Source organism: Acidovorax sp. 93, assembly GCF_003633835.1.
Taxonomy (GTDB): domain Bacteria; phylum Pseudomonadota; class Gammaproteobacteria; order Burkholderiales; family Burkholderiaceae_C; genus Acidovorax; species Acidovorax facilis.
This window is the reverse complement of sequence record NZ_RBIT01000001.1, coordinates 455,834-479,362: the sequence shown is the minus strand read 5'-3', so window position 1 is coordinate 479,362 and position 23,529 is coordinate 455,834. Positions and strand designations below refer to the sequence as shown.

The window sequence follows — 23,529 nt, the reverse complement described above, 5'->3', positions numbered from 1 at the left end:
CCACGCCATGGGACGCACCCTGTACGACAAGATCTGGGACGAGCATGTCGTCCACACCGAAGAGGACGGCACCTCCATCCTCTACATCGACCGCCATCTGGTGCACGAGGTGACCAGCCCCCAGGCGTTTGAAGGCCTGCGCGAGGCGGGCCGCAAGGTCTGGCGCATGAGCTCCATCGTGGCCACCGCCGACCACAACACGCCCACCACGGGCTGGGAAAACGGCTACGACGGCATCACCGACCCCATCAGCAAAGAGCAGATCACCACGCTGAACGACAACATGGCGCAGATCTCGCCCGCTGCGTTCTTCCCCTTCATGCACAAGCGCCAAGGCATCGTGCACGTCATCGGCCCTGAAAACGGCGCCACCCTGCCCGGCATGACGGTGGTGTGCGGCGACAGCCATACCAGCACGCACGGCGCGTTCGGCGCACTGGCCCATGGCATCGGCACATCCGAGGTCGAGCACGTCATGGCCACGCAGACGCTGCTGGCCAAGAAGGCCAAGAACATGCTGGTGCAGGTGGACGGCACGCTCGCCAAGGGCGTGACGCCCAAGGACGTGGTGCTGGCCATCATCGGCAAGATCGGCACGGCCGGCGGCACCGGCTACACCATCGAATTTGCAGGCTCCGTCTTCCGCGCGATGAGCATGGAAGGCCGCATGACCGTGTGCAATATGGCCATCGAAGGCGGCGCGCGCGCTGGCCTGGTGGCGGTGGACGACAAGACCATTGAATACGTCAGAGGCCGCCCTCTGTCGCCCACGGGCGTCGAATGGGACCAGGCCGTGGCGTACTGGAAGACGCTGCACTCCGACCCCGACGCGAAGTTCGACACCGTGGTGAAGCTCGACGCCTCCGAAATCGTGCCGCAAGTCACCTGGGGCACCTCGCCCGAGATGGTGCTGGGCGTGGATGCCCGCGTGCCGGACCCCGACAAGGAAAAGGATGCCAACAAGCGCGGCGCCATCGAGCGCGCCTTGACCTACATGGGCCTGCAGCCCGGCAAGGCGATCAACGACATCACCATCGACAAGGTGTTCATCGGCAGTTGCACCAACAGCCGCATCGAAGACATGCGCGAAGCCGCCGCCGTGGTCAAGAACCTGGGCCGCAAGGTGGCCAGCAACGTGAAGCTGGCCATGGTGGTTCCCGGCTCGGGCCTCGTCAAAGAGCAGGCCGAGCGCGAAGGCCTGGACAAGATTTTTGTGGCCGCAGGCTTTGAGTGGCGCGAGCCCGGCTGCAGCATGTGCCTGGCCATGAACGCCGACCGCCTGGAGCCGGGCGAGCGCTGCGCATCCACCAGCAACCGCAACTTCGAAGGCCGCCAGGGCGCTGGTGGCCGCACCCATCTCGTCAGCCCCGCCATGGCAGCCGCCGCCGCCGTGCACGGTCATTTTGTGGACATTCGCCAATTCGCCTGAAGGAGCCCGCCATGAAGAAAATCGCCGCCATCCTCATCGCACTGTCTGCCGCCTTGCTGCTGGGCGGGTGCAACACCGTCAAGGGCGTAGGCCAGGACGTCCAACGGGCAGGGGGCGCACTCGAACGCGCCGCCAACAAGTAACAAGGCACCCATGCAGAAATTCACCTTACTCAAGGGCCTGGTGGCCCCGATGGACCGCGAGAACGTCGATACCGACGCGATCATCCCCAAGCAGTTTCTGAAGTCGATCAAGAAGACCGGCTTTGGCGTGAACCTGTTTGACGAATGGCGCTACCTGGACCACGGCGAGCCGGGCCAGGACCCGGCCAGCCGCAAGCCCAACCCCGACTTCGTGCTGAACCAGCCGCGCTATGCAGGCGCCTCCATCCTGCTGGCACGCAAGAACTTCGGCTGCGGCTCCAGCCGCGAACACGCGCCCTGGGCACTGGACCAGTTCGGCTTTCGCGCCGTGATCGCGCCGAGTTTTGCCGACATCTTCTTCAACAACTGCTTCAAGAACGGCCTGCTGCCCATCGTGCTGCCCGAGGCAACGGTGGCCCAGCTGTTCGATGAAGTGCACGCCTTCCCCGGCTACCAACTCACCATCGACCTGGAGCGCCAAGTCATCGTGCGTCCGCAAGGCGAAGAAATTCCGTTCGAGGTGCAGGCCTTCCGCAAGTACTGCCTGCTCAACGGCTTTGACGACATCGGCCTGACCTTGCGCCAGTCCGACAAGATCAAGGCGTTTGAAGCGCAGCGCCTGGCGACTAAGCCCTGGCTGGCGCACACCATGGTGTCGTAAGACACCACAGGCATCAAAAATATCATTTAAATTAGCCTCTAGCGCTTTATCCATAAGCGGTAGCAGCTATCAAAATCAAAGCAAATTCAATGAAAATCGCAGTTCTGCCGGGTGACGGCATCGGTACCGAAATCGTCTCCGAAGCCGTGAAGGTTCTGGAAGCCCTGGACCTGAATTTCGAGATGGAATCTGCCCTGGTCGGCGGCGCCGCCTACGAGGCCCACGGCCACCCGCTGCCCGAATCCACCCTGAAGCTCGCCAAGGAAGCCGACGCCATCCTGTTCGGCGCTGTGGGCGACTGGAAGTACGACAAGCTTGACCGCCCCCTGCGCCCCGAGCAGGCCATCCTGGGCCTGCGCAAGAACCTGGGCCTGTTCGCCAACTTCCGCCCCGCCATCTGCTACGAGCAACTGGTGGGCGCATCGAGCCTCAAGCCCGAGCTGATCGCGGGCCTCGATATCCTCATCATCCGCGAACTGACGGGCGACATCTACTTTGGCCAGCCGCGTGGTCGCCGCGTGGCCACCGATGGCCACTTCCCCGGTGCCGAGGAAGCCTTCGACACCATGCGCTACAGCCGCCCCGAGATCGAGCGCATCGCCCACGTCGCCTTCCAGGCCGCTCGCAAGCGCAACAAGAAGGTCACCAGCGTGGACAAGGCCAACGTGCTCGAAACCTTCCAGTTCTGGAAGGATGTGGTCACCGACGTGCACAAGGAATACCCCGACGTCGAGCTGCAGCACATGTACGTGGACAACGCCGCCATGCAGCTGGTCAAGGCCCCCAAGGCGTTTGACGTGGTGGTGACCGGCAACATGTTCGGCGACATCCTGTCGGACGAAGCCTCCATGCTCACCGGCTCCATCGGCATGTTGCCCTCGGCCAGCCTGAACAGCAGCAACCAGGGCCTGTACGAACCCAGCCACGGCAGTGCGCCCGACATCGCCGGCAAGGGCGTGGCCAACCCGCTGGCCACCATCCTCTCGGCCGCGATGATGCTGCGCTTCAGCCTGAACCAGGAAGCCGCCGCCCAGCGCATCGAAGCCGCCGTGCAAAAGGTGCTGGCGCAGGGCCTGCGCACGCCCGATATCTACAGCGAAGGCACCACCAAGGTGGGTACGGCGCAGATGGGCGATGCAGTGGTGAAGGCGCTGACCGCCTGATCCCCCGCTCAGCGGTCACAAAAAAGCGCCGGACACTCCCGGCGCTTTTTTATTGTGGAGCCGGGGTACTGCCCGTACCGCCTACAGCCACCCGTTGTCGATGAATTCCATGATGGCGTAGCGCCGGTTCTCCAGCGGCCGCTCGCGCACTGCTGCCACGATGTGCGCAACGCCCTCTGCATACGGAGCATCGCCATAAACACGGGTTTCCAGCGTCACGCTGCAAGCCCCATCCTCTATCAGAACCTGGTGGTAGGCATGGCGGCCAAGATGTTCTGGGGGAATCTGCAGCACGCGCTGCTGAACCTCGGCATCGCGCACGGACCGGATATCACCGGGCACCAGACCCAGCGCCTGCGCCATGCTCACGGCCGTGCCCGGCACCGACGACTTCTGAGCCTGGTGCGACTCGGTCAGCCCGATGCGATAGCCACGGAACAAGTGCCCACTGCGCTCCAGCATGGCCATGAACTTGAGCATCAGAAGGTTGGTGTTGGGACACAGGACCACGGGAAAACCTACAGCCAGGTGTTCCAGCGTCGATCCCGTGGACAGCTCCACCAGCGCGGAGCACGTGGATTCACAGAACGCGCTCACCGCTTGCAGCTCCCGGCCCGAGCCTGCATGCACCACCAGCGATTTTTCTGCAGGCAGCCCCTCGGCGGCCCAGGGCACAACCTGGCCAGCGTCCCCAGAGGGCAGCGCCCCCAACAGCTCCCTGGCCAGCTTGCCAGACCCCACAACGATGACTTGCATTTTTCCACTCTCGATGAATCGCAGACAAAGCGATAGGCAGGACTGTAGTGCGGTGCAGACCATGGGCGCAGACTCTCCCCCAAGTCATTGGCTTTTTCTACCGTCTATCCCGCCGATCGCTCCCCAGAGATGCCTGTTGGAACAACGGCACAGAGCCCAAAGCCCGCATCCGCTACAATCTTCGCCTATGTTTGCCGCCCACACGTTCGCCCTGAACATTGCACCCGCCGCCACGGCCGGTGTGGCTGCGCGCGCAACCATCACCAAAACCACGACCATTAAGGGCTGACTCAGCCTGGTTCGTCGTGCGCCCTTCCTGGCCAGACGAGCCAGGCGAGCAGTCCGGTCTGGCACTGTTTCTTACTTAGAAAGGGCGTTGAAATGAGCAAGTTGGTAGGGTTGGTCGGCTGGCGCGGCATGGTCGGCTCGGTCCTGATGGACCGTATGGAACAAGAGAAGGACTTCGATCTGATCGAACCCATGTTCTTCTCCACCTCGAACGCAGGCGGCAAGGCCCCTGCCCAAGCCAAGAACGAGACTGCACTGCAGGATGCGTTCAACATCGAGGCTCTCAAGCGCTGCGAAATCATCATCACCGCCCAGGGCGGTGACTACACCTCTGAAGTGTTCCCAAAGCTGCGCGCCGCCGGCTGGAACGGCCACTGGATCGATGCCGCCTCCACCCTGCGCATGGACAAGGACGCCGTGATCATTCTCGATCCGGTCAACATGCCCGTCATCAAGAACGCCCTGGCCAACGGCGGCAAGAACTGGATCGGCGGCAATTGCACCGTGAGCTGCATGCTGATGGGCGTGGGCGCTCTGTACAAGGCAGGTCTGGTGGAATGGATGAGCACCCAGACCTACCAGGCAGCATCAGGTGGCGGCGCGCAGCACATGCGCGAGCTGCTCACGCAGTACGGCACGCTGAACGCCGAAGTGCGCGCACTGCTCGACGATCCCAAGAGCGCCATCCTGGAAATCGACCGCAAGGTCATCGCAAAGCAGCGCAGCCTGTCAGCCGCTGAAACCGCCAACTTCGGCGTACCGCTGGGCGGCTCGCTGATCCCCTGGATCGACAAGGACCTGGGCAACGGCATGTCCAAGGAAGAGTGGAAGGGCATGGCCGAGACCAACAAGATCCTGGGTATGGGCGAGGGCTTCAACGCCTCCGCCATTCCCGTCGATGGTTTCTGCGTGCGCGTGGGCGCTATGCGCTGCCACAGCCAGGCGCTGACTTTCAAACTCAAGAAGGATGTGCCCGTGGCCGACCTCGAAGCCATGATCGCCGCCGACAACCAGTGGGTCAAGGTGGTGCCCAACACCCGTGAAGCCACCATCCAGGACCTGACCCCCGTGGCGGTGACCGGCACCATGAACATCCCCGTGGGCCGCATCCGCAAGCTGGCCATGGGCCCTGAATATGTGGGCGCCTTCACCATTGGCGATCAGCTGCTCTGGGGCGCCGCCGAGCCCCTGCGCCGCATGCTGCGCATCTTGCTCGACGCCTAAGCCGGCAATCCCCAAAAAGCGCGCACGGCCCTCGCCGTGCGCGCTTTTTTACGCCCGGCACCTTGACACACTCAGTTACGTCACGTTGGCAATTGGCAACATTTGAATGCCCCAATCTGGTGCGTCTGAACCTCGCTCAAAGCTTCGGAGCCACCTCAGCTTGTCAGTGCAAAACATTGATGCTATGGTGCTTTTTACATATTTTCACGCGCCGGGGCGGGACCAGACCATGAGAAAAAAAGCACCGCTCGACCGAGCCGCACAAAAACCTAATCAGTTGTTGGCAAACATGCATCGTTGGAAATTTTCTGTCCTGGCGGCTGCGGCCGTAGCGTCGGCTGGCTTTTACGCTGGCGACGCCTCGGCCCTGGCGTTGGGCCGCATCACCGTGCAGTCTGCCTTGGGCGAGCCTTTGCGCGCCGAAATTGACCTGCCCCAGATCACCCCCGCCGAAGCCGACACCCTGCGCGCTACGACGGCTACCCCGGAAGTTTTTCGCGCCCAGGGCATGGAATACACGCCCGCGATCAACAACCTGCAAATCCAGCTGCAGCGTCGCCCAGACGGCACCGCCGTGCTGCGTCTGACGAGTGATCGTCCGGTGAACGACCCCTTCCTTGATCTGGTGCTGGACGCCAACTGGGGCTCGGGCCGCATTGTGCGCAGCTATACCATGCTGTTTGACCCGCCAGCACTGCGCCGCGCAGCACCGAATGTGACGGCGTCCCCTCAGATCTCGGCACCTGCCGCCCCATCGGCGCCCGCCGTGCGCGCATCGGTCGCTCCGCGCGCCTCCGAATCCTCTGCCGCTGCTGCACCGCCAGCACCACGGCCGGCAGCAGCAGCCCCTCGTCCAACCCCCGCAGACGGCGTCAAGGTGCAGGCCGGTGACACCGCTGGCCGCCTGGCGAATGCCTACCGTCCCGCCAGCGTGTCTCTGGATCAGATGCTGGTTGCCATGATGCGTGCGAACCCGGACGCATTCATTCAAGGCAATGTCAATCGCCTCAAAGCTGGCGCGGTACTGCAGATGCCCGATGAAGTTGCGGCGCAGGCAACCCCAGCCCCCGAGGCACGCCAGATCCTGGCAGCCCAGGCCAAGGATTTCAACGAATTCCGCCGCAAGCTGGCAGGTGCCGCCCCGACCACGGCAGTGGCCGCTGCAGAGCGCTCTGCGTCAGGATCGGTGCAGACCCGCGTGGAGGACAAGAAACCTGCCACGACCGCACCCGACAAGCTGACGCTGTCCAAAGGCTCCGTGAAGGGCCAGAAGGCCGCCGAGGACCAGCTCGCCAAGGACAAGCAAGCCAGCGAGGCCGCCACCCGGATGGCCGAACTGTCCAAGAACATTACCGACCTGAACAAGCTGGGCGCAGCATCGGCCGCTGCTGGCAGTGCCGCGCCCGCTGGTGGTGCCAGCGCCCCCGCTGGCGTGGCCGTGCAAGCCCCCGCAGTCCCTGCCACGCCCACAGCGCCCGCCGCGCCCGAAACACCTGCGTCGGCTCCCGTGCCCCCAGCCAGTGCCCCAGCGGATGTTGCCGTTCCTGCCGAGGCAGCCTCCGAACCCGCCTCTGCACCTGCTCCCGTCGCATCCGCACCCGCAGCCCCCGTACGGATGCCTGCGCCAGCACCAGCCCCTGTTGAAGAGCCGAGTTTCCTGTCCGGCCTCATGGACGATCCGATCCTGCCCTTGGCCGGTGGTGGCCTGCTGGCCCTGTTGCTGGGTTATGGCGCTTACCGTGTAGTGCAGCGTCGCCGCCAGAACGCTGGCGTAGACAGCTCGTTCCTGGAAAGCCGCATCCAGCCTGATTCATTCTTCGGTGCCAGCGGCGGACAGCGCGTGGATACCGCCAACAGCGAAATGACGACCGGCTCGTCCATGGCCTACTCCCCGAGCCAGCTCGATGCTGGCGGCGATGTGGATCCCGTGGCGGAGGCAGACGTTTATTTGGCCTATGGCCGCGACCTGCAGGCCGAGGAAATCCTGAAGGAAGCGATTCGCCACAATCCGGCCCGCGTGTCGGTCCATGTGAAGCTCGGCGAAATTTACGCCAAGCGCCAGGATCGCAAGGCACTGGAAGCGGTGGCAGGGGATGTGTTCAAGCTGACGCAGGGCGAAGGCCCGGACTGGAACCGCATTGCCGAACTCGGCCGCGACCTGGACCCCGAAAACCGCTTGTACCAGCCTGGCGGCCGCCCCGGCATGGCCGAGGACGAATCTCCATCGCTACCCCCAGGTGGCTTCCCGAGCACCTTCACGGGCGGTGCTGGCAATGCGGCGGCCACAGCGGCACTCCCCCCCGATCTCGACCTGGATCTCGATCTGGACCTGCCAGATGACGCACTGACCGACGCTCCCTCGGTGGCACCAGCACCCCCAGGCGGGTTTGCAGCGGCTGCCGCTGCAGCAGCGGCCGCAGGTGGCACCCGTCGCACTACGGACGCCGATGCCAGCGATGAACCACAAACACTGCGCCCGGAACTGGATTTGCCAGAGCTGCCCTCTGCAACTGCACCAGCCTGGGGTGGTCAAGATACAGCCCCCGGCCCGATGATGGCCCCTCCGCCCGTCGCCAACCTCGACTTCCCGAGCGCAGACGACCTGAGCATGGCGCCATCTGGCCCCATGCCGCTGGCAGGCGACGCCAAGGATTCCGGCCCCATGGAATTTGATCTGGGCGAACTGTCTCTGGACCTGAACGCACCGTCCAAGCCCATGGCAGCCCCTGCGGCCAAGGCACCCGCTCCGGCACCCGAGTTCGTCGATGACGGCTCGGCTGCGGCGCAGGATGATCCGCTGGCTACCAAGCTGGCATTGGCCGAAGAGTTCAACGCCATTGGCGACACCGACGGTGCTCGCACGCTGATCGAAGAAGTGGTGGCCGAATCCAGCGGCGCCCTCAAGACCCGCGCCCAGCGTATGCTGGCCGAACTGGGCTGATGCAGCCGGGTTCTCTCACGGCGCGCTTTCCCCACCCCCAGGCCGCCCCATGATGCGGGTGGCGCTGGGTGTCAGCTACAACGGACAGGCCTACAGCGGCTGGCAAAGCCAGCTGTCGGGCAACACGATTCAGGACAAACTCGAAGCGGCCCTGGGCCGCTTTGCCACGCACCCTGTCAGCACTTTGTGCGCAGGCCGTACCGACGCAGGTGTGCATGGATTGATGCAGGTGGTGCACTTTGACACGCCGCTGAACCGCCCGCCCTCCTCCTGGGTACGGGGTACCAACACCTTTCTTCCTGCCGATATTGCCGTGCAATGGGCGCAGCCCGTGCCGGACGGCTTCCATGCCCGCGCCAGCGCGATCACGCGGCGCTATGCCTATGTGCTGCTGCAGTCCCCCGTGCGGCCGAGTGTGGACGCCGGTCGCGTGGGCTGGGTTTTCCATCCGCTGGACCACCAAGCGATGCGGCAAGCTGCGGACTACCTGCTGGGCGAGCACGACTTCACCTCGTTTCGTGCGTCGGCGTGCCAGGCCAAGTCCCCCGTCAAGACCCTGCAGCGCATCGGCATTACGCGCCGGGGTCTGGGAGAACCACACCCGGAGCTGGGCTGGAGCCCCTGCTACTGGCGCTTTGAGTTCGAAGCCAATGCGTTTTTGCACCACATGATCCGCAACATCATGGGCTGCCTGATTGCCGTGGGCCAGGGCAACCAGCCTCCTGAATGGGTGGCGCAGGTGCTCGCCGCCAAATCCCGCGATGCGGCAGCGCCCACGTTTTCGCCGGATGGGCTGTTTTTTCAAGGCCCGGTCTATGACGCCGCCTGGGGCTTGCCCCAGCGCACGGCTGCGTATGATTGGTTGCCATGAACGCACAAGAGATCTCCAAGCTGCCGCATGCACGCACCCGCATCAAAATCTGCGGCCTGACCCGCGAGCAGGACGTGGATGCCGCAGTGGCGGCAGGCGCCGATGCAGTGGGTTTCGTGCTGTATGCCCCCAGCCCGCGTGCGGTAACACCCGAACGCGCAGCACAACTGGCCAGACGCCTGCCGCCCTTTGTCACACCAGTTTTGCTGTTCGTGAACGAGCCCGCTACCAGTGTGATAGCTACCAGCGCTTTGATAGCAGGCGCTACGATCCAGTTTCACGGTGATGAATCTCCCCAGGATTGCCTGGCCGCCACCCACCAAGGCGCACGCCCCTACCTGCGAGCCGCCCGAATTCCCCTGGGCGACGGTGCGGCCAGCTTTGACCTCGTAAAATACGCCCACGATTACTCTCACGCCCAGGCCATCCTGCTCGACGCCCATGTCGAAGGTTTTGGCGGCAGCGGCAAGGCATTCAATTGGTCACTCCTTCCACCAAGCGTCAGCTCTCACCTCGTTTTGTCTGGTGGACTCACGCCTGCAAACGTGACCGATGGCATTTTGCAAGTCCGCCCGCGGGGTCTCTCGCTGGCGGTTGATGTCAGTTCCGGCGTCGAAGCCGATGGCCCCGATGGAAAGCCCATCAAGGGCATCAAAGACGCACTGAAGATCCAACGCTTCGTTGCCGCCGTGCGGGCGGCCGATGCACAACTTGCAAAGAATCCCCATGAATTCCTATCAGCAACCTGATACTTCCGGTCATTTCGGCCCCTACGGCGGCAGCTTCGTCAGCGAAACCCTGACCCACGCCATCCAGGAACTGCGCGAGGCCTACGCGCGCTACCAAAACGACCCCGATTTTCTGGCCGAGTTTCACTACGAACTCAAGCACTTCGTCGGTCGCCCATCACCCATCTACCACGCAGCCCGTACCAGCCGCGAAATGGGTGGCGCGCAGATCTACCTCAAACGTGAGGACCTGAACCACACCGGCGCTCACAAGATCAACAACGTGATTGGCCAGGCCATGCTGGCCAAGCGCATGGGCAAGCCCCGCGTGATTGCAGAAACGGGCGCAGGTCAGCACGGCGTGGCCACGGCCACCATCTGCGCGCGCTATGGCCTGGAATGCGTGGTGTACATGGGTGCAGAGGACGTCAAGCGCCAAAGCCCCAACGTGTACCGCATGAAACTGCTGGGCGCCACGGTGGTGCCCGTGGAATCGGGCAGCAAGACGCTGAAAGATGCGCTCAACGAGGCCATGCGCGACTGGGTGGCCAATGTGGACAACACCTTCTACATCATCGGCACGGTGGCAGGCCCACACCCCTACCCCATGATGGTGCGTGACTTCCAGAGCGTGATCGGCAAGGAGTGCATCGACCAGATGCCCGCCATGTTGGCCGAGCAAAAAGTGCTGGGCGACCAGCCCGATGCCGTGATCGCCTGCGTGGGTGGCGGCAGCAACGCCATGGGCATCTTCCACCCCTACATCCCGTTCGAGAAAACGCGCCTCATTGGCGTGGAAGCCGCAGGCGAAGGGCTGGAGTCGGGCAAACACTCGGCATCGCTGCAAAAGGGCAGCGCGGGCGTGCTGCACGGGAACCGCACCTTCATCCTGCAGGACGACAATGGCCAGATCACAGAAACCCACAGTATCAGTGCAGGGCTGGACTATCCGGGCGTGGGCCCGGAGCACGCCTGGTTGCAGGAAATCGGGCGTGCCGAATACGTCGGCATTACCGACAAGGAGGCTCTGGAAGCCTTCCACTACCTGTGCCGCACCGAGGGCATCATCCCCGCGCTCGAATCCAGCCATGCCGTGGCCTACGCCATGAAACTGGCCAAAACCATGCGCCCTGACCAATCGATCCTGGTCAACCTCTCGGGCCGTGGTGACAAGGACATTGGCACCGTGGCCGACCTGAGCGGCGCCGATTTTTACTGCCGACCCAGCTGCCAGGGGCAGTCCGTCAAGGGCGGCGAGCAATCCATCAAGGTGGTGAAGTAAATGAGCCGTATTGCATCCACCTTCTCTGCCCTGCAAGCGCAGGGCCGCAAGGCACTGATTCCCTATGTGACCGCTGGTTTCCCGTTCGCCGACATCACCCCTGCACTCATGCACGGCATGGTGGAGGCCGGTGCCGACGTGATTGAGCTGGGCGTGCCCTTTTCCGACCCCATGGCCGATGGCCCGGTGATTCAAAAGGCGGGCGAAAAAGCCCTCAGCCTGGGCATTGGCATGGTGCAGGTGCTCGACCATGTGCGCGAGTTCCGCAAGCGCAACAGCACCACACCCGTGGTGCTGATGGGCTATGCCAACCCCGTGGAGCGCTACGACCAAAAGCACGGTGCAGGCGCCTTTGTGCGCGATGCGGCGGCCGCTGGCGTGGACGGCGTGCTCATCGTGGACTACCCACCCGAAGAGTGCGAGGCCTTTGCGGCCAGCCTGCGTGAGCACGGCATGGACCTGATCTTCCTGCTGGCCCCCACCAGCACCGATGAGCGCATGGCCCAGGTGGCGCGCGTGGCCAGCGGCTACGTGTACTACGTGTCGCTCAAGGGCGTGACCGGCTCGGGCGCGCTGGACACCTCGGCCGTGGAGCAAATGCTGCCTCGCATCCGCCAGCATGTGACGATCCCCGTGGGTGTGGGCTTTGGAATTCGCGACGCCGCCACCGCCCAGGCGATTGGCAAGGTGGCCGATGCGGTGGTCATTGGCAGCCGCATCATCCAGCTGATTGAAGACCAAGAGCACGCCAAGGTGGTGCCAATCACGATCGACTTCCTGCGCGGCATCCGCAAGGCAATGGACGCGTAGACGCATAATGCAGCCCGGCGCGCCGCCCTCATCGGGGCACGGGCGCGCCACAGATTCCACCCGGCCTGCCCCCTGCGGCGCCCCAGCGCCCCGGCAGGCCGAGCCACTGAAGAGGAGAACACCATGTCCTGGCTCGAAAAACTTCTGCCCTCCAAGATCCAGCAAACCGACCCCACCGAGCGCCGCCAGGTGCCTGAAGGGCTGTGGATCAAGTGCCCGAGCTGCGAAACGGTGCTCTACAAGGCCGATCTGGAGCAAAACCAGAACGTTTGCCCCCATTGCAGCCACCACCACCGCATTGGCGCGCGCGCGCGGCTGAACGCTTTTCTGGACGCCGAAGGCCGCTATGAAATCGGCCAGGAAGTGCTGCCTGTGGATGCCCTCAAGTTCAAGGACAGCCGCAAATACCCCGAGCGCCTGAAGGAAGCCCTGGAAAACACGGGTGAAACCGATGCCCTCATCGTCATCGGTGGGGCGGTCAAGAGCATCAACGTGGTGGCAGCGTGCTTTGAGTTCGACTTCATGGGTGGCTCGATGGGCTCCGTGGTGGGCGAGCGTTTTGTGCGCGGCGTGGAAACCGCCATCGAGCAGAAGGTGCCCTTCATCTGCTTTACCGCCACGGGCGGCGCACGCATGCAGGAAGGCCTTCTGTCCCTGATGCAGATGGCCAAGACCAACGCAGCGCTGACCCGCCTGGCCAAGAAGGGCCTGCCCTACATCAGCGTGCTGACCGATCCGACCATGGGCGGCGTGAGCGCAGGTTTTGCGTTTGTGGGCGACATCGTGATTGCCGAGCCCAAGGCCCTGATCGGCTTTGCCGGACCGCGTGTGATCGAATCCACAGTGCGCGTGACTCTGCCCGAAGGCTTCCAGCGCGCCGAATTCCTGCAAACCAAGGGCGCCGTGGACTTCATTTGTGACCGCCGTGAACTGCGCAACACCGTGGCCAGCAGCTTGGCCATGCTGCAGCGTTTGCCTGCTGACGCAGTGATGTAACACCACCGGGTGGGTGCGTGCGCAAAGCCTCGTGCAGAGGTGATGCGCCCGCCAAAGCTGCGAAAGTACTATAATTTTGATAGCTGCAAGCGCTTTACAGATAAGCGCTAGATTTCAGTTTGACTGATATTTTTGGTGTCAGATATCCATCTGACGCGCGTCATACACAGCCGCCGAAACCGGCGCGGCCCCAACCAGGGACGACAAGCAAGGGCCGCCCCGCAGCAAGGCCGTCGTCCCCCTGGGGGGGAAGGCGCCAAAGGCGACTCAGGGGGGCTACTTCATTACGCTGGCCTGCAAATGGCCCAGCACGATCATCGCCACCTGCAGCAACACCAGCACGGCCAGCGGCGACAGGTCGATACCGCCCACCAGCGGGATGATGCGGCGAAACGGCCGCAGGATGGGCTCACACAGCCGGGCAATCACATCGGCCAGGGGTGACCGCGCCTGCACCCACGACATCACGGCATAGACGATCAACAAGCCAATCAGCCCCGACACCGCCACCCGCGCGAGGCCAAACAATGCCAGCCACGGCAGCCAGGCCCATGCCGAGGCGGCGCCCAGCAGCAGGGTCAGCAAAAAATACTGCGCCAGCTGCAGCAACACGGCTGCCACCAGGCTCGACACATCCCAGCGCCCCACCGGCGGGATCACGCGGCGCAGCGGCATGATGAGCCAGTCCGTCAGCGCAAAAACCAGTCCGCCGACGGGGTTGGAAAACGGCACGCGCTGCCACTGCATGTACAGCCGCAACAGGCATGCCCCGGTGAGCAGGCCACCAACAACGTCGAGCAGGAAAGAGGCGATCTGGTAGAGCATGGATGAGACAAAAATATGGGGCCGCCGCGAAAGCAGGCTGCGCCATGGGATGATAGCGAGCCAAGGTATCCCCCCTTTCATGACACAACCCCTCACCCTGTCATCCTTGCCCCTTTTCCCTCTGGGCTCCGTGCTGTTCCCAGGTGGTCTGCTGGCCCTGCGCGTGTTCGAAGTGCGCTACCTGGACATGGTGCGCAAGTGCCATCAGGCGGGCGCCCCCTTTGGCGTGGTCGCCCTCACGCAAGGCCGCGAAGTGCGCCAGGCGGGCGCGCCTGAAGAACAGTTCAACGATGTGGGCACCCTGGCCGTCATCGAGCAGATCGACACCCCGCAGCCTGGCCTGATCACACTGCTGTGCCGTGGCAGCCAGCGCTTTCGCATCACCCAGCGCAGCCACCTGCCCCATGGCCTGTGGATCGCCGATGTGGGGCACATCGACCCGGATCTGATGGTGCCGATCCCGCAAGACCTGAGAAAGGCATCGACAGCCCTCGCCCAGGTGCTGCACACCCTGAAGCAGCGTGACCCCGAAACTCCGACTGCGATTGTCCCCACGGCAGCCCAGCTGGACGACTGCGGATGGGTGGCCAACCGCTGGTGCGAGCTTTTGCCCGTGCCCCTGGAACTCAAGCAGCGCCTGATGGAGCTGGACAACCCGCTGGTGCGGCTGGAACTGGTGGGCGATGTGCTGGAGCGGACCGGAATTGCCCCCACACAATGAGCCGCCGAATCGCTACTGCCCCCTCTTCTTCTCATAGCCCATGCTGAACCGCATCCTGGGCTGGTCCCGCGCAGCCAAGCGCATGGTGGTGGTGGCCATGGACATCTGTCTGGGTGTCATCGCGATGTGGCTGGCCTTCACGCTGAGGCTGGAGACGCCCCACTGGCCCTCAGGCATGCAGTGGCTTGCGTATGCGCTGGCGCCCGCCCTTGCGTTTCCGATTTTTGCCAAGCTGGGGCTTTACCGCGCCATCTTCCGCTACACGGGGATCACGGCGCTCATCACCACGGGCAAGGCCGTGGCCATCTACGGTGCCCTGTTGCTGGGCTGCCTGCTGGCGGCTCAGTGGGAGGGCGTACCCCGCAGCGTCGGCATCCTCCAGCCGCTGTTGTTCATGCTGCTGGTCGGTGCCAGCCGCGCACTGGGCTGGCTGGCGCTGGCAGGGCGCAGCAGCCATGCGCCGTACCGACTGCTGATCTACGGCGCTGGCAGTGCCGGCGCACAGACGGCTGCGGGGCTGGGCAGCATGCGCCAGTACCTGCTCAAAGGGTTTGTGGACGACGATACCAGCAAGATCGGGCGCAGCATCAACGGCGTGCGTGTGCACGCCTCCAACGCGCTGCCCGAGGTGGTACGCCGCCTTGGCATCACCGACGTGCTGCTGGCGCTGCCCAGCACCACGCGCGAGCGACGGCGGCAGATCATCGAAAGCCTGCGCGAGTTGCCCGTGCGGATCCGCACGCTGCCGGGCCTGTCGGACTTGGCCAGCGGCCGGGTGACCGTCACGGACTTCCAGGACCTTGAAATCGAAGACCTGCTGGGCCGGGAGCCAGTGGCGCCGGACCCAGGACTGCTGGGGCGCAATCTGGCGGGCACGGTGGTCCTGGTGACCGGAGCGGGCGGCAGCATTGGCAGCGAACTGTGCCGGCAGATCGTGCGCGAAGGGCCGCGCCAGTTGCTGCTGGTGGACCACAGCGAATACGCGCTGTACTCCATCCACCACGAATTGGCGGCGCTGGCGCACCAGGGCGAGCATGAGTGTGCGCTGGTGCCCCTGCTCGCCAGCGTCACCCACAAGGCGCGAATGGCAGACATCTGCCAGCAATACCGGCCCACCTCCATCTACCATGCGGCCGCCTATAAGCACGTGCCCATGGTGGAGGCCAACGCGGGCGAAGGTATTTTGAACAACGTGTTTGGCACCCTGAACATGGTGCAGGTGGCGCTGGAGTGCGGTGCCAACCATTTCGTGCTGATTTCCACCGACAAGGCCGTGCGCCCGACCAACATCATGGGCGCCACCAAACGTGTGGCAGAGATGGTGCTGCAAGCAATTGCAGCGTCGCCCCGAGCGCCTTTCCCGCAGCTTGCCGACAGCTCACCCGCCTGGACTTGCCCCACCCGCCTGTCGATGGTGCGCTTTGGCAATGTACTGGGCTCCAGTGGCAGCGTGATACCGCTGTTTCGCAAGCAGATCGCGGCCGGTGGCCCCCTTACCGTGACGCACCCGGACGTCACGCGCTACTTCATGACCATTGCCGAAGCCGCCCAGCTGGTACTGCAGGCAGGGGCGATGGCCGAGGGCGGCGACGTGTTCCTGCTGGACATGGGCGAGCCCCTACAGATCCGGGAATTGGCAGAGCGCATGGTGGCCCTGTCGGGATTGACGGTGCGCGACGATCTGCACCCCGAAGGAGACATCGAAATCGTTTTCACCGGGCTGCGCCCGGGTGAAAAACTTTTCGAGGAACTGCTGATTGGAGACAATCCCTTTCCCACCGACCACCCCCGCATCCTGCGGGCGCGTGAAGAATACCGACCCTGGGAGGAGCTGCAGACCTTGCTCCAGGCATTGCAGAAGGCAGCCCAAGCGGGCGACCCCATCGCCATGACCGCTCTGCTGCGGCAGCTGGTGCCTGGCTACCACCCCGAAACGCAACCCGTACTGCCATGAAGTCGGGACTTGTACGGGCAACGCTGACCCTGCTCACGGGCAGCGTTGCAGCTCACGCCATCCCGCTGGTGCTGGGCCCGGCACTCACACGCATCTACAGCCCTGAGGACTTCGGACAGTTTGCACTGCTGTGGGCGCTGGCAACCAACCTGGCGGTGGTGGGCTGTGCGCGCTATGAATTCGCACTCCCCCTCGAAAGCACCGAGCTGCGCGCCGCCCAGCTCATGGCGCTGTGCGCTCGCATCTTGCTCGCTGTCACCACGGCATCTGCTGCAGCCGCAGCCGTGCTCCTGCTGTGGCGCGGCATGCCGATGGTGTGGGCGCTGCCATTGGCGGTGTTCGCAGGCGGTGCTGTGCAATGGCTCACGCTGTGGGCGACACGGTCCCAACGCTTTGGTCTGCTGTCGGCGGCCAGGCTGCTGCAACAAGGCGGTGGCGCCATCCTGCAATTGCTGTTCGGATTCATGAAGACCGGCCCGCTGGGTCTGGTGCTGGGCGCCACATTGGCCAGCCTGGGCGCGGCATGGATGCTGGCCAGGCCTGCCCCTGCGGGTGGCTGGGGGGGTCTGTGGCGCCAGCCGTTGGCCGCACTCCGGTCCATGGCCCAACAGCACCGGGACTTTCCGTTGCTCAACACACCCCACGCTTTCATGGGGGCGCTACAGGACACCCTGACTCTGGTGCTGGTGGCGGCCTGGACTGGAGACGCCGCAGCGGGGTTCTGGGCGCTGGCGCTGCGCTACCTCAAGGCACCTGCGACCCTCATCGGCGGGGCCTTGTCGCAAACCCTGTACCCCCGCCTTCTGAAGGCGCAGAGCCCCAACGAAGCGCGCACCCTGGTGCGCCAGGCCATGATGGGGCTGGCCGCCCTGGCCTGCCCGCTGGCGGCAATGCTGCTTGCCTGGGGTCCGGACATCTTTTCCCTGGCCTTTGGCGACCAATGGGCGCAGACCGGGGAACTGGCCCGGTCCATTGCGCCGTACATCGCCGTGCATTTCATGGCATCGCCCCTCGCGGTGGTCACCATGGCCTGGGGCGCGCAGGCCTGGGCGCTGCGCCTGGCGTTGGTTGGACAATGCCTGTTTTTTGCGGGCCTGCTGCTGGGCCTCCATCTGGGCGGGCTGACCGGCGCCGGATGGGGCGTGTCAGCGAGCATGCTGGCCTACTTTGCCTACTATTTCTGGGCGTTGGCAAACTGGAAGGACATCCCCCATGAGAGCCGTGCTTAACCGCTGGCGCCGCCGTATCTGGCAGGCGCTGTTCTACCGCATGGTGTTCGGGGAAAGCGACCACCTGGGCCGCAGCCTGCCCCACACCCGCATTGCCCCCAGCACCTGCATCGAAGGCGCCGAGGGGCTGCGGCTTTCCGACCACGTGTTCATAGGGCAATTCAACTTCATCGACGCCACGGCAGGCCTGCAGATTGGGCAAGGGGTGCAGATCACCAACTTCGTCAGCATCGTCACCCACAGCTCCCACCGCGCCATTCGCCTCCTGGGCAGCAGCTACGCAGTCCACGAGCGCCCCAAGCCTGGCTACATCAGCGCGCCCGTGGAGATCGGCGCCTACACCTTTGTCGGCCCCCACAGCCTGATCGAAGCGGGTACACGCATCGGCAAGGGGGTGGTGGTGTGCGCCTACGCGCAGGTGCGCGGCGAAGTGCCCGATTTCGCCATCATGGCAGGGGCCCCTGCGCGCCAGATTGGCGACGTGCGCGAGCAGGATGAGCGCCTGCTGTTGCAGCATCCGGAACTGCGCCCACACTACAAATCCTGGACGCAGACGGTCTGACATGCCAATACACCTCTGCCTGCTGGGCGATGCCACCAGCCCCCATGTCCAGCGGTGGGCGCGGGAGATGCTCCAGCGTGGCTACCGCGTTTCGCTGATCACGGCCCGCCCCGCGTCCATCGATGGCGTCACGGTGCGGGCCATCCGGCCTGTGCACCGATCGCTGGACTGGCTGTTCCGTGTACGGGAAACGAGGCGCCACGTGGCCGAACTGGCTCCTGACCTCCTGCATGCCCATTACGTCACCTCCTACGGCTATCTGGCCGCACGTTGCGGCAAACATCCGCTGGTGATGACCGCCTGGGGCAGCGACCTGTTGGTGACCCCCGGCAAAAGCGCCTGGATGCGCTGGCTGACCGGCTGGATACTGCGCCAGGCCGACCTCATCACGGGCGACTCAGCGAGCCTGATGAGCGCGGTGGCAGACTTCCGCCCGCCCGGCGCCGCCGAGGAAATCCATTGGGGTGTGGAACTGCAACGCTTCCACCCCGCTCCCTGGAGTCACAAGCAAGGCAGCCAGCTGGTGAGCCTGCGCGCCTGGGAACCCAACTACAACATCGACACCATCATCGAAGCGTTCGCCCTGCTGCAGGCGCGATTGCCGGGCGCCGATCTGCGCTTGCACCTGCTCGGCGGAGGCAGTCTGGAAGGTGCCCTGCGCAGCCAGGTGCACACGGCGCAGCTGGACAACAAGGTGCAGTTCCACGGCCGACTCGATGACGCTGGCATGACCCGGGTACTGGGCGAAAGCAAGATATCTGTGTCGGTGCCCAGCAGCGATGCAACATCGGTCGCTATGCTGGAGAGCATGGCGTGTGGCCTCGCCGTGGTGGCCAGCGAACTGCAGGCCAACCGGCACTGGATCGACGCTGAGTGGCTGGTTGCTGCCGGAGATGCCACAGCGCTCGCCGCCCGGCTCGAAGCCCTGATTGCCAATGACGCCATCGCGGAACAAGCCGGGCTGCAAAATGCTGCCCGCATAGCGCAAGACGGTGACCGCGCGGTGCAAATGAACCGCATGCACGCGCTGTACCAGCAACTGCTCCGTACACCTTGAACCCCATGCCCCAAGGCCTTGAATTGGACAACCTGATCAGCGTCATCGTGCCGTGCCGCAACGAGCGCCAGCACATCGACGCTTTCTGCAACTCCGCCCTGCTCCAAGAACTGCCCGCAGGCTGGCGCATGGAAGTGCTGATTGCCGACGGCGACAGCGACGACGGCACGCGCGAACACCTGATGCAGCGCTGTGCTGCAGACCCCAGGCTCGTCCTGGTGGACAATCCCGGCCGCATTGTGTCCACCGGACTCAACGCCTGCATTGCCCGCGCACGGGGCGGCACCATTGCCCGCATGGACGTGCACAGCCAGTTTGCCCCCGACTACCTTGCGCAGTGCATCGAGGCGCTTGAACGCACCAGCGCTGACAACGTGGGCGGCCCTTGGGTCGCCCAAGGAACGGGCCCCACCGGGGCCGCCATAGCCGCCGCCTTCCAATGCCGCTGGGTGGTGGGTGGCGCACGGTCGCGCGATGTGCAATACGAAGGCGAGGTGGATACCGTCTACCTCGGATGCTGGCCCCGCGGCGTGTTTGACCGATTCGGGCTCTTTGACGAAGCCCTGGTGCGCAACCAGGACGACGAGCACAACCTGCGCATGCGCCTGGGGGGTGCACGCATCTGGCAGAGCAGCCTCATCCATTCCACCTACCACCCGCGCAATTCGCTCAGGCACCTGTTCGCGCAACAACGGCAGTACGGCTACTGGCGGCCTTTTGTGATGCGCAAACATGGGCAGCCGGGCTCCGTGCGACAACTGGTGCCCGCAGCATTTGTGGCCGCAGCAGTGGGCGCCGCCGCTGCCTTGCCGTGGTCCGCCTGGCCCTTGGCTGCACTGGGCATCGCCTACGCAGGGTATCTTCTGGCGGCATCCGTGGCGGCAGCCCGGTCGGCCCGCAACGGGGGGCTGCTGCCCCGCCTCCCGGCGGCGATTGCAGCGTTTCATGTGGGCTACGGCCTGGGCACCTGGCGCGGGCTCTGGGACATTGCACGCTCGCGCGCGCCTTCGTCCGACTTTGCGCGCATCACGCGATGACCGACAACGAACCCCAGGCCGTCAAGGCCCGCTACGCCCGGCGTGATGCGGCGGCCGACGAAGCCCGCTACAGCCTGTATGCCAACGCGGCGGCACTGCAGGCGCAGCAGGAGCGCCTGCGCGCCATGGCACGCATCTGGCAAGCCCACGGCTGGAGCAGCCTGGCCCAGCGGCCCATGCTGGAGGTTGGCTGCGGGAGTGCGGGCAATTTGCACGATCTGGTGCGGCTGGGCGCCACGCCCGCTTGCCTGACGGGCCTGGAGCTTCTTCCCGAACGTGCCGCCGCAGCGCGCGCCTCGCTGCCAGCAGGCGTGGCCATTGTGGAAGGGGATGCCGCCTTGGCCCCGGTGCAGCCCGCCAGCCAGGATGCCGTGCTGGCGTTCACACTCTTCAGCTCCTTGCTTGACGAGGGCTATCGCCGCCATCTGGCCGACGTGATCTGGCAATGGGTCGCGCCCGGCGGCGGTGTTCTCGTCTATGACTTTGTCGTCAACAACCCCGCCAACACCGATGTACAGGGCATTCCACTGCGCGAACTGGGCATCCTGTTTCCCGGGGCCCAGATACACTCCCGCCGCGTTACGCTGGCACCTCCGCTGGCACGGCGCCTGCCCGCGCCAGCGATTACGCCAGCATCCGCACTGCTGTGGTTTCTGCGCACCCACCGCCTGACCTGGGCCGTGAAGCCACGCTGAGCGCGGCCTCGCTCTGGCCCTTTTAGCACGCACCACAACGCCCATGAACTCCCCCGCCGACCTACCCTTTCTCCCGTTCGCCCGCCCCGACATCGGGCCGGCAGAAATCGATGCCGTCAGCGCGGCCATGCGCTCGGGGTGGGTCACGACCGGGCCCAAGACCAAGGAGTTCGAGCAGGCATTCACCGCCTTCCTGGGCGGCGGTGGTCTGCAGAGCATCGCCGTCAACTCCGCCACGGCGGGCCTGCACCTTGCGCTGGAGGCCCTGGGCATCGGCCCCGGCGACGAAGTGATCGCGCCCACCCTGACCTTCACCGCCACCGTGGAGGTGGTGCGCTACCTGGGTGCCGACCCGGTACTGGTGGATGTAGACCCGGTGACCCTCAATATCGACCCGGCCAAGGTGCGCGCGGCAATCACACCCCGCACCAAAGCCATCATGCCCGTGCACTACGGGGGCCTGGCCTGCGACATGGACGCCATCCTGGCCATCGCCAAAGAACATGGCTTGAAGGTGGTGGAAGACGCAGCCCATGCCTTGCCCACCACCTGGCGCGGCACCCTGGTGGGGCAGTTGCAGTCCGATGTCACGGTGTTCAGCTTCTACGCCAACAAGACCATCACCACCGGCGAAGGCGGCATGGCCGTCACACACGACCCGGCGCTTGCGCAACGCATGCGCACCATGCGCCTGCATGGCATGAGCCGGGATGCGTTTGACCGCTTCACCTCCAAAACCCCGGCCTGGTACTACGAGGTGGTCGCTCCGGGCTTCAAGTACAACATGACGGACGTTGCCGCCGCCATGGGCGTGGAGCAGCTGGCACGGCTGCCACAGTTTGTGCAGCGGCGTCAAACCCTGGCAAGCCGCTACAACACACAGCTGGCGCCCCTTCCGCTGCTATTGCCAGCCGATGCACCACACGGCGACACCCATGCGTGGCACCTGTATGTCATCCGGCTGCGAGCGGACGCACCACTGGGGCGTGATGAGGTCATCCAAGCGCTGTCGGACCGGGGCATCGGCACCAGCGTGCACTATGTGCCGCTGCACCGGCACCCGTACTGGCGGGACCGCTATCAGCTCACGCCGGAGATGTTCCCCCAGGCCGATGCAGCCTATCAGGCCATGATCAGCATCCCCCTGTTCACCGCCATGGGTGACAGCGATCAGGACCGTGTGATTGCCGCGCTGCACGAGGTGCTGGGCTGACATGCCCAAGCGGCTGTTCGACCTGTTCTTGGCCGCCCTCGGGCTGCTGCTGCTCGCGCCCGTGCTGCTGGCCGTGGCACTGTGGGTGGTGTGGGATTCGCCCGGCCCGGCATTCTTTCGCCAACAGCGCGTGGGCCGCGCAGGCAGGTTGTTTCGCATCGTCAAGTTCCGCACCATGCACCCGCGTGCAGAAGCTGCGGGGCCTGCGATTACCGTGGGGGCCGACGCCCGCATCACCCGGGCGGGCCACTGGCTGCGGCGCACCAAGATCGATGAATTGCCGCAGCTTTTCAACGTGCTGCTGGGCCATATGAGCCTTGTCGGCCCCCGGCCCGAAGTGCCGCACTATGTGGCGCTCTACCCGGATTCCGTGCGGGACCTGGTGCTCAGCGTCCGGCCGGGCATCACGGACCGCGCCTCCATCGAATTTCGCGACGAAAGCACTTTGCTGGGCCAGAGCAGCGATCCGGAGCGCACCTACGTGGAGCAGATTCTGCCCATCAAGCTGCGCTATGCCGCCGAGTACGCCCGCTCGCACACGCTTTGGAGCGACTTGAAGATCATCGTGAAGACGGCATCCGCGCTGTGGGGCGACCGGCCGTCCAGGGGATAAGAACCTGTTCTAAATCTTTTCGGGGTCGCACAAGGTCCTTGCCGGGATGGGATGCAAGGCGCGGAGCGCAGTGGATAGCCCGGCTATCCACAAGCGCCGCAACGCCGCAGACCGCCCGGCAAGGCACTTGCCCGAAGGGTTGGAGTGAAATCGGGCGATTGGACGCCCCGGCTGCTTGCATGGGCACGAGCCCATGCGGCGCATCCGAAGCATCCACTCATCCCGATTGCACTCCAATGCGATCCCCGAAAAGATCTTGAACAGGTTATTAGGACCTGTCGGCAACACATAGCCGATAAAATCAGGGGTTTGGCTGAACCCAGCCCCATTT

Annotated in this window: 22 protein-coding genes; 20 read left to right on the top strand and 2 right to left on the bottom strand. The window is 64.7% G+C overall.

Annotation, left to right across the window (positions count from 1 at the left end; genetic code table 11):
- The first annotated feature begins 7 nt into the window (after window positions 1-7).
- The 4 genes from leuC (at window position 8) to leuB (ending at window position 3,396) form a co-directional block, all read left to right on the top strand.
- Window positions 8-1,429, top strand: a complete 1,422-nt coding sequence (gene leuC / locus C8C93_RS02180; protein WP_121505778.1) for a 3-isopropylmalate dehydratase large subunit — start codon at window positions 8-10, stop codon at window positions 1,427-1,429.
- 11 nt (window positions 1,430-1,440) lie between these two features.
- Window positions 1,441-1,572 carry an entericidin A/B family lipoprotein gene (locus C8C93_RS02175; RefSeq protein WP_055399399.1) on the top strand — a complete coding sequence of 44 codons (132 nt, stop codon included), beginning with the start codon at window positions 1,441-1,443 and terminating at the stop codon, window positions 1,570-1,572.
- A gap of 10 nt (window positions 1,573-1,582) precedes the next feature.
- The gene (gene leuD, locus C8C93_RS02170) at window positions 1,583-2,233 is read left to right on the top strand and encodes a 3-isopropylmalate dehydratase small subunit (RefSeq protein ID WP_121420745.1); all 651 of its coding nucleotides are present in this window, start codon (window positions 1,583-1,585) and stop codon (window positions 2,231-2,233) included.
- An 89-nt stretch (window positions 2,234-2,322) separates the two neighbouring features.
- The gene (leuB, locus tag C8C93_RS02165; protein WP_055399404.1) at window positions 2,323-3,396 is read left to right on the top strand and encodes a 3-isopropylmalate dehydrogenase; all 1,074 of its coding nucleotides are present in this window, start codon (window positions 2,323-2,325) and stop codon (window positions 3,394-3,396) included.
- 81 nt (window positions 3,397-3,477) lie between these two features.
- On the opposite strand, the gene C8C93_RS02160 is transcribed toward leuB, so the two are convergent.
- Window positions 3,478-4,152: a dihydrodipicolinate reductase C-terminal domain-containing protein gene (locus tag C8C93_RS02160; protein WP_121505777.1), complete on the bottom strand. Its 675-nt coding sequence runs from the start codon at window positions 4,150-4,152 to the stop codon at window positions 3,478-3,480.
- Window positions 4,153-4,533: 381 nt separating this feature from the next.
- On the opposite strand from C8C93_RS02160, the gene asd reads away from it, so the two are divergent.
- The 7 genes from asd (at window position 4,534) to accD (ending at window position 13,292) form a co-directional block, all read left to right on the top strand.
- Window positions 4,534-5,664: an aspartate-semialdehyde dehydrogenase gene (gene asd / locus C8C93_RS02155; protein WP_121505776.1), complete on the top strand. Its 1,131-nt coding sequence runs from the start codon at window positions 4,534-4,536 to the stop codon at window positions 5,662-5,664.
- A 289-nt stretch (window positions 5,665-5,953) separates the two neighbouring features.
- A complete protein-coding gene (locus tag C8C93_RS02150) occupies window positions 5,954-8,605 on the top strand; it encodes a FimV/HubP family polar landmark protein (protein ID WP_121505775.1) in 2,652 nt (883 codons plus the stop codon).
- 52 nt (window positions 8,606-8,657) lie between these two features.
- Window positions 8,658-9,476, top strand: a complete 819-nt coding sequence (truA, locus tag C8C93_RS02145) for a tRNA pseudouridine(38-40) synthase TruA (RefSeq protein WP_121508620.1) — start codon at window positions 8,658-8,660, stop codon at window positions 9,474-9,476.
- Window positions 9,473-10,225, top strand: a complete 753-nt coding sequence (locus tag C8C93_RS02140) for a phosphoribosylanthranilate isomerase (protein WP_121505774.1) — start codon at window positions 9,473-9,475, stop codon at window positions 10,223-10,225. Before truA ends, C8C93_RS02140 begins: the two co-directional genes overlap by 4 nt.
- Window positions 10,203-11,486, top strand: a complete 1,284-nt coding sequence (trpB, locus tag C8C93_RS02135) for a tryptophan synthase subunit beta (protein WP_121505773.1) — start codon at window positions 10,203-10,205, stop codon at window positions 11,484-11,486. Before C8C93_RS02140 ends, trpB begins: the two co-directional genes overlap by 23 nt.
- Window positions 11,487-12,296 (top strand): tryptophan synthase subunit alpha, encoded by an 810-nt coding sequence (gene trpA, locus C8C93_RS02130; RefSeq protein ID WP_121505772.1) that lies wholly within the window; start codon window positions 11,487-11,489, stop codon window positions 12,294-12,296. It abuts the gene before it with no gap.
- Between the two features lie 123 nt (window positions 12,297-12,419).
- Complete coding sequence (gene accD / locus C8C93_RS02125) at window positions 12,420-13,292, top strand: acetyl-CoA carboxylase, carboxyltransferase subunit beta (protein ID WP_121505771.1); 873 nt, start codon at window positions 12,420-12,422, stop codon at window positions 13,290-13,292.
- A gap of 276 nt (window positions 13,293-13,568) precedes the next feature.
- Here the strand turns inward: accD and C8C93_RS02120 are convergent, their stop codons facing one another.
- Window positions 13,569-14,117: a YggT family protein gene (locus C8C93_RS02120; protein ID WP_055399421.1), complete on the bottom strand. Its 549-nt coding sequence runs from the start codon at window positions 14,115-14,117 to the stop codon at window positions 13,569-13,571.
- Between the two features lie 79 nt (window positions 14,118-14,196).
- Between C8C93_RS02120 and C8C93_RS02115 the strand changes: the two genes are divergently transcribed.
- Genes C8C93_RS02115 through C8C93_RS02075 form a run of 9 tightly spaced genes read left to right on the top strand, consistent with a single transcriptional unit; the run spans window position 14,197 to window position 23,198 of the window.
- Window positions 14,197-14,838, top strand: a complete 642-nt coding sequence (locus C8C93_RS02115) for an LON peptidase substrate-binding domain-containing protein (protein ID WP_121505770.1) — start codon at window positions 14,197-14,199, stop codon at window positions 14,836-14,838.
- A gap of 40 nt (window positions 14,839-14,878) precedes the next feature.
- Complete coding sequence (locus C8C93_RS02110) at window positions 14,879-16,792, top strand: nucleoside-diphosphate sugar epimerase/dehydratase (RefSeq protein WP_121505769.1); 1,914 nt, start codon at window positions 14,879-14,881, stop codon at window positions 16,790-16,792.
- Window positions 16,789-18,021 (top strand): lipopolysaccharide biosynthesis protein, encoded by a 1,233-nt coding sequence (locus C8C93_RS02105; RefSeq protein ID WP_121505768.1) that lies wholly within the window; start codon window positions 16,789-16,791, stop codon window positions 18,019-18,021. Before C8C93_RS02110 ends, C8C93_RS02105 begins: the two co-directional genes overlap by 4 nt.
- On the top strand, window positions 18,005-18,583 hold the full coding sequence (locus tag C8C93_RS02100; RefSeq protein WP_121505767.1) for an acyltransferase: 579 nt from the start codon (window positions 18,005-18,007) through the stop codon (window positions 18,581-18,583). The genes C8C93_RS02105 and C8C93_RS02100 overlap by 17 nt, the downstream gene beginning before the upstream one ends.
- Window position 18,584: 1 nt before the next feature.
- Window positions 18,585-19,640 (top strand): glycosyltransferase, encoded by a 1,056-nt coding sequence (locus C8C93_RS02095; protein ID WP_121505766.1) that lies wholly within the window; start codon window positions 18,585-18,587, stop codon window positions 19,638-19,640.
- A gap of 5 nt (window positions 19,641-19,645) precedes the next feature.
- Complete coding sequence (locus tag C8C93_RS02090; protein WP_121505765.1) at window positions 19,646-20,677, top strand: glycosyltransferase family 2 protein; 1,032 nt, start codon at window positions 19,646-19,648, stop codon at window positions 20,675-20,677.
- Window positions 20,674-21,372, top strand: coding sequence for a class I SAM-dependent methyltransferase (locus C8C93_RS02085; protein ID WP_121505764.1), 699 nt, complete (start codon window positions 20,674-20,676; stop codon window positions 21,370-21,372). Before C8C93_RS02090 ends, C8C93_RS02085 begins: the two co-directional genes overlap by 4 nt.
- A gap of 43 nt (window positions 21,373-21,415) precedes the next feature.
- Window positions 21,416-22,585 (top strand): DegT/DnrJ/EryC1/StrS aminotransferase family protein, encoded by a 1,170-nt coding sequence (locus tag C8C93_RS02080; protein ID WP_121505763.1) that lies wholly within the window; start codon window positions 21,416-21,418, stop codon window positions 22,583-22,585.
- Window position 22,586: 1 nt separating this feature from the next.
- On the top strand, window positions 22,587-23,198 hold the full coding sequence (locus C8C93_RS02075; RefSeq protein WP_121505762.1) for a sugar transferase: 612 nt from the start codon (window positions 22,587-22,589) through the stop codon (window positions 23,196-23,198).
- The last annotated feature ends 331 nt before the right edge of the window (window positions 23,199-23,529 follow it).

Bases quoted from the DNA above. Each gene is read 5' to 3' on its own strand.
- leuC (WP_121505778.1), top strand. From the start codon at position 8: ATGGGACGCACCCTGTACGACAAGATCTGGGACGAGCATGTCGTCCAC.
- C8C93_RS02175 (WP_055399399.1), top strand. From the start codon at position 1,441: ATGAAGAAAATCGCCGCCATCCTCATCGCACTGTCTGCCGCCTTGCTG.
- leuD (WP_121420745.1), top strand. From the start codon at position 1,583: ATGCAGAAATTCACCTTACTCAAGGGCCTGGTGGCCCCGATGGACCGC.
- leuB (WP_055399404.1), top strand. From the start codon at position 2,323: ATGAAAATCGCAGTTCTGCCGGGTGACGGCATCGGTACCGAAATCGTC.
- C8C93_RS02160 (WP_121505777.1), bottom strand. From the start codon at position 4,152: ATGCAAGTCATCGTTGTGGGGTCTGGCAAGCTGGCCAGGGAGCTGTTG.
- asd (WP_121505776.1), top strand. From the start codon at position 4,534: ATGAGCAAGTTGGTAGGGTTGGTCGGCTGGCGCGGCATGGTCGGCTCG.
- C8C93_RS02150 (WP_121505775.1), top strand. From the start codon at position 5,954: ATGCATCGTTGGAAATTTTCTGTCCTGGCGGCTGCGGCCGTAGCGTCG.
- truA (WP_121508620.1), top strand. From the start codon at position 8,658: ATGCGGGTGGCGCTGGGTGTCAGCTACAACGGACAGGCCTACAGCGGC.
- C8C93_RS02140 (WP_121505774.1), top strand. From the start codon at position 9,473: ATGAACGCACAAGAGATCTCCAAGCTGCCGCATGCACGCACCCGCATC.
- trpB (WP_121505773.1), top strand. From the start codon at position 10,203: ATGAATTCCTATCAGCAACCTGATACTTCCGGTCATTTCGGCCCCTAC.
- trpA (WP_121505772.1), top strand. From the start codon at position 11,487: ATGAGCCGTATTGCATCCACCTTCTCTGCCCTGCAAGCGCAGGGCCGC.
- accD (WP_121505771.1), top strand. From the start codon at position 12,420: ATGTCCTGGCTCGAAAAACTTCTGCCCTCCAAGATCCAGCAAACCGAC.
- C8C93_RS02120 (WP_055399421.1), bottom strand. From the start codon at position 14,117: ATGCTCTACCAGATCGCCTCTTTCCTGCTCGACGTTGTTGGTGGCCTG.
- C8C93_RS02115 (WP_121505770.1), top strand. From the start codon at position 14,197: ATGACACAACCCCTCACCCTGTCATCCTTGCCCCTTTTCCCTCTGGGC.
- C8C93_RS02110 (WP_121505769.1), top strand. From the start codon at position 14,879: ATGCTGAACCGCATCCTGGGCTGGTCCCGCGCAGCCAAGCGCATGGTG.
- C8C93_RS02105 (WP_121505768.1), top strand. From the start codon at position 16,789: ATGAAGTCGGGACTTGTACGGGCAACGCTGACCCTGCTCACGGGCAGC.
- C8C93_RS02100 (WP_121505767.1), top strand. From the start codon at position 18,005: ATGAGAGCCGTGCTTAACCGCTGGCGCCGCCGTATCTGGCAGGCGCTG.
- C8C93_RS02095 (WP_121505766.1), top strand. From the start codon at position 18,585: ATGCCAATACACCTCTGCCTGCTGGGCGATGCCACCAGCCCCCATGTC.
- C8C93_RS02090 (WP_121505765.1), top strand. From the start codon at position 19,646: ATGCCCCAAGGCCTTGAATTGGACAACCTGATCAGCGTCATCGTGCCG.
- C8C93_RS02085 (WP_121505764.1), top strand. From the start codon at position 20,674: ATGACCGACAACGAACCCCAGGCCGTCAAGGCCCGCTACGCCCGGCGT.
- C8C93_RS02080 (WP_121505763.1), top strand. From the start codon at position 21,416: ATGAACTCCCCCGCCGACCTACCCTTTCTCCCGTTCGCCCGCCCCGAC.
- C8C93_RS02075 (WP_121505762.1), top strand. From the start codon at position 22,587: ATGCCCAAGCGGCTGTTCGACCTGTTCTTGGCCGCCCTCGGGCTGCTG.